Genomic DNA, 5,519 nt, shown 5'->3' with positions numbered 1-5,519 from the left:
TTAAACGTATTAAGATGTTGACGTTCTTGTCACTTATAGCTGCAAATATTTTACACGTTCTATATTATAGTTGTATTACCTTATTAAAGCAAGGAAAACATCAATTGCTTTAATGCTTAAAACTTTAACTAAAAAAGATAAAAGCCCTGATATCAACTTGCTAATACTAGTATACTGCTTTTATTTGAAGAAACATTTATAAATATCTGTTAGCACAATTTATTTAAATAATGAATTTTATTAGCTAAAAAAACTCTTGACCACAATAATGTAGAAGTTTGGTATAATTGGGGTAGTTTTGGAGGAAAATTATGTCACCAACTCAATCCATAGTTGTAATCATTGCAATTTTAATCATCATTATAATTATAGCCGTTATGTTAATAATCAATCGACGCCAATTAAGGCAAATTCTTGAATTAGACGATTTGATTACCAAAATTGATAAAATGCATTTAGAAACAGATATTGTCAGTCTGGATAAAATGGATTTAGCCGGTGAAAGTTTGACTACATTAACTACCTGGCGTAAAAACTACGAGCAGGCATTGGCAAAAAAAATTCCTGCAGCGCAGAACTTTCTTGAACAGGCGGCTGAGCAAAATACACACTATCATTTACTTAAGGCTCATAAAAATATTAAACAAGCTCAAGAAATTATGGGTCCAACATACAAAGATGCCAAGAATACTAAGGAAGTATTTACAGAATTACTTGAATCAAACCGTGAGAATCAAAAGAAGTATAGTGACTTGTTTAATGGTTTTAAAGAAATGCGTAAAGACATTCTTGCAAATTCATATGATTATGGTGCTGCTCTGGATCAGATTGAAAATGAATTGACAAATATTGAAAATGACTTTTCGGAAGCCAAGAGTTTGACTGCTCAAGGAGATCAGGTTGAAGCAAAGCGAATTTTGTCAAAAATCAAAGCTGCTTTGACTAGCATTAGGTCTATCCTGCCCGAAATCAGAAATGCTCGTCATCAACTTAATAAAGTTTTCCAAGATCAGTTGAGTGAACTATCTGATAGTTATAAGAAGATGATGTCTTCTAAATATTACATAACTCAGGTTGATGTTTTGGCTGAGATTAAAAAAATTAGAGGACAAGTAGTTGATGCAAATAGTTCGCTAAAAGAGCTTAAAGTTTCCGAGTTAAAAGAAAAAAATGCGGAAATCAAAAAAGAAATTTCTGCTCTCTATGATATTTTAGCAAAAGAGTATAAAGCAAGACCATTTGTAGAAGAGAATCAAGATAAAATCCAGCGTCTTCTTGCTCACGAACAAGTGGAATCAAAAAAATTAGTCGCAAAATTGCGCCACATTGATGAGAGTTATGAGCTTACTCACAATGAACTTGCCACTAGTAGAAAGTTGGAACAGGAAGTTAGTGATATGGAGCGGCAATATACGGTCGATACCCAAAATGTTGCTGATGGGAAGGGAGTCTATTCCAAAATTAAGTCATCGTGGTTGAGCATGTTGGAAAGATTACGTGAAATTAGTGATGAACAAAAGAAAATGTCCCAAGACGTTGATGGTCTTTATGATTCTGAAAATGTAGCCAATGATTCGATCAACCGCTTTAAACAGGAAGTTTCTCTAGTTTATCGGCGTTTGGAACGCAAAAAGATCCCTGGTAATCCTGATACTTTTGTTCAAATGTATACTTTGGTTGTCAATGAGATAGGTCATGTAGCAAAAGAATTGAGTCAGGTAAGGCTAAACATGGAAAAGATTTCTCAGGAATTAATTCAAATTTCTGATGATGTTGAAAGGTTAAAACGTGAAGCAGATGATATCATCAATTCTGCAGATCTAGTTCAACTTACTTTGCAATACTCTAATAAATATTCCAATAATGGTTCCATTAAAAGCGCTCAGAAAAAGGCAATGCAACTTTATGAACAGGATTATAACTATAAAGATGCTCTGGACACCATTGCAACAGCTATTGAAAAAGTTGAGCCGGGTTCATATCAACGCTTAGAAAACTTGTACTATTCTGATAAGAAAAATAGCTGATAGAAATCATAATTCCTCGGAAAAATATTTAGCTTTAAAATTTTAAAAACAATTTTAAAGCTTTTTTAGGCTCATGAATAAATAATTGAAGCTGACAAGAGTTTAAGTTACAATTTATAAGTTAATAGCTGATCATGTAGTGTTTTGGGAGGGAAGAAATTCCGTGATTTACTTTGATAACAGCGCCACGACTAAGATCGATCCTGCTGTTTTAGCTACATATGATAAAGTAGCTCAAACAATTTGGGGCAATCCGTCGAGTTTACATAAACTGGGAGACCGTGCATTCCAACTTTTAGAGAGTTCACGTAAGCAAATTGCTAATCTTTTAGGCACAAAACAGGATGAAATTTTCTTTACCTCTGGTGGAACCGAGTCAAACAACTGGGCAATAAAAGGAACTGCTTTTCAAAAACGGGAATTTGGCAAGCATCTCATTACCTCAAGTGTTGAACATGCTTCTGTTGCCAATGCTTTTTACGCTTTAGAGTATATTGGCTTTCGTGTAACCCATTTACCCGTTGATAAAGAAGGGCGTGTTAGCGTAAATGATTTACGTAATGCTTTAGATTCTGATACAACTTTGGTTTCAATAATGGGCGTTAATAATGAAATTGGTGCTATTCAGCCAATCGATGAAATTAGTGATTTATTAACTAACTATCCAACCGTAAGTTTTCATGTAGATAATGTGCAAGCATTAGGTAAAAATATTTGGCCTCGTGTTTTTACTCCTCGTGTTGATTTTTCTAGTCTGTCAGCACATAAATTTCATGCACCACGAGGTACCGGAATCCTTTATAAAAAGGAGGGCAAGATGCTTGATCCCTTGCATGATGGTGGCGGTCAAGAAAAGGGTTTGCGTTCAGGTACTGAAAATCTGCCGGCAATAGCGGGGATGGCTAAAGCAGTGCGCTTGCTTTTAGAAAATGAACGGGAAAATGCTCAACGTGAGGCTGCTATTAAAGCCAAAATAGTAAAGTATCTACAAGATAAACCAGGAATCACAATATTTTCACCATTGAATGATAACTTTGCCCCTCATATTTTATGTTTTGCTCTTGAAGGTATTAGAGGAGAGACTCTTGTTCATACACTTGAAGAGTATGATATTTATACCTCAACTACTTCGGCCTGTTCTTCTACTAAGACTGATCAAGCAAGCACATTAGTTGCAATGCATGTTGATGATAAAGTAGCGACTAGTGCGATTCGTCTTAGTTTTGATGAAACTAATACTCTTGCTGAAGCAGATGAATTTATTAAAGTCTTTGATAAAATTTACCATCATTTTGCCAGAATTAATCATTTAGGAGAATAATTTTTTATGAAATATACTGAAATAATGGTACGTTACGGTGAGCTGTCAACCAAAGGAAAGAATCGTAAAGATTTCATTGGTCGCTTAGCTGGTAATGTGACTAAAGTATTACGCGAATTTCCGCAAGTCGAAATATACCCGCGCCATGACCGCATGCATATAGTTTTAAATGATGCACCTTTTGAAGAAGTTGATAAACGTTTAAAAAGGGTTTTTGGTATCCAAACTTATTCACCGACTATCAAAGTTGAAAAAACTTTGGCAAAAATTGAAGAAACTGCTCTAGCTTTAATGAAAGAAACCTTTAAAAAGGGAATGACTTTTAAAGTCAACACTAAACGCAGTGATCATCAATTTTTATACGATACCAATGAGTTGAATAAAATGGTGGGTGATTATCTCTTTGATAATATGGAGAATTTAAAGGTAGAAATGAAACACCCTGACATTGTTCTGAGAATTGAAGTACGCAAGGATGCTGTCTATATTTCGAATCAGTTACTTCACGGTGCAGGTGGAATGCCAGTTGGAACTGGTGGACGTGCTGTTATGATGTTATCTGGCGGAATTGATTCACCAGTAGCCTCATATTTGGCTCTAAAGCGTGGTGTCGATATTGAAATGGTCCATTTTTATAGTCCACCTTATACTACTGAAAAAGCTCTGAATAAAGCTAAAGAGTTAACTGGTATCTTGGCTAATTATGCAGGCAAGATCAATTTTATTGCGGTGCCATTTGCAGAAATTCAGGAAACCATTAAAGAAAAAATTCCCGAAGGCTATTTAATGACTGTGCAAAGAAGATTCATGTTGCAGTTAGCAGATAAAATTAGAGCTAAAAGAAGAGGTCTGGCTATTTTTAATGGTGAATCCGTTGGTCAGGTGGCTTCGCAAACTTTGGAATCAATGGCCGCAATTAATGATGTGACGACCACTCCTGTTGTCAGACCGGTTGCTACTATGGACAAAACTGAAATCATTAATTTGGCTGAAAAAATTGGTACTTTTGATTTATCTATTCAGCCATTTGAAGATTGCTGTACAATTTTTGCCCCTCCTCGTCCCAAAACTAAACCAAAAATCGATAAAGCACGAGAATTTGAAAATCATCTGGATGTTGAAGGACTAATTGACCGTGCTTTAGCTGGTATACAAGTGACTTCAATTTATCCTAATGATAAGTTTTTAGCAGATAAAGCAGAAGAAGATGCTGCATTACTATAAAAAACGTGTTATAATACGCCCAAAGCAATAATTGAGAGGTATTAACCTTATATATAGAGAAAGGCTGATGATGGTGAAAGGCCGAATGAAGGTTAATTGGTAGCTCAATTGGACTGATTGGCTGAACTAACAGTAGGCTGATCCGGCAAATTCGCCGTTATCATTTTTAAGAGAGGCAGAATTTATTCTGCTTAACTTTAGGTGGTACCGCGGTTAATCACATCGTCCTAGACATTTTGTCTAGGACTTTTTTATTGGGAGGAAAACTATGACAGATTTAGCACCAAAATATGACCCACGCGAGGTTGAACAGGGTAGATATCAAAAATGGCTAGATCAAGATTTATTTAAGCCATCTGGAGATAAAAAAGCACATCCGTATGCTATTGTTATTCCGCCGCCAAATGTTACTGGTAAGCTTCATTTAGGTCATGCCTGGGATACAGCAATTCAGGATACGTTAATTAGATTTAAAAGAATGCAGGGTTATGATACTTTGTATCTTCCGGGAATGGATCATGCTGGAATTGCAACTCAGGCTAAAGTTGAGGCTAAATTACGCAAACAGGGTAAAGACCGTCATGAAATGGGCCGTGAAGCTTTTGTTAAACAAGTTTGGGACTGGAAGGATGAATACGCTGCTATTATCAAGAGCCAGTGGGCAAAACTGGGTCTGTCACTAGATTATTCACGTGAAAGATTTACATTAGATAAGGGCTTGTCAAAAGCAGTTCGCCGCGTCTTTGTCCAACTTTACAAAGAAGGATTAATTTATCGTGGTGAATACATTATCAATTGGGATCCTGAGCTGCAAACAGCTCTAAGTGATATCGAGGTTATTCACCAAGACGATAAAGGTGCTTTTTATCATATTAAATATCCATTTGCTGACGGTTCTGGGTTTGTTGAAATTGCAACTACTCGTCCAGAAACCATGTTTGGTGATA

General features: G+C 35.9%; 4 protein-coding genes. All 4 read left to right on the top strand.

Translation table 11 applies throughout. From position 1 onward, the window contains the following. The first annotated feature begins 311 nt into the window (after positions 1–311). Positions 312–2,027, top strand: coding sequence for a septation ring formation regulator EzrA (ezrA, locus tag Q0K80_RS09775; RefSeq protein ID WP_294605857.1), 1,716 nt, complete (start codon positions 312–314; stop codon positions 2,025–2,027). A gap of 163 nt (positions 2,028–2,190) precedes the next feature. Then, a complete protein-coding gene (locus tag Q0K80_RS09770; protein ID WP_294605855.1) occupies positions 2,191–3,348 on the top strand; it encodes a cysteine desulfurase family protein in 1,158 nt (385 codons plus the stop codon). Between the two features lie 6 nt (positions 3,349–3,354). Next, entirely contained in the window at positions 3,355–4,572 is a 1,218-nt protein-coding gene (thiI, locus tag Q0K80_RS09765; RefSeq protein WP_294605853.1) for a tRNA uracil 4-sulfurtransferase ThiI, read from the top strand. Positions 4,573–4,840: 268 nt separating this feature from the next. Continuing rightward, positions 4,841–5,519: class I tRNA ligase family protein (locus Q0K80_RS09760; RefSeq protein WP_294605851.1), on the top strand; the 679-nt coding region annotated here is incomplete at its 3' end.

It is taken from the genome of uncultured Lactobacillus sp., assembly GCF_945290125.1.
Classification (GTDB): domain Bacteria; phylum Bacillota; class Bacilli; order Lactobacillales; family Lactobacillaceae; genus Lactobacillus; species Lactobacillus rizhaonensis.
Note: the sequence above shows the minus strand (reverse complement) of the source record. Positions and strands in the feature narration are given on the sequence as shown.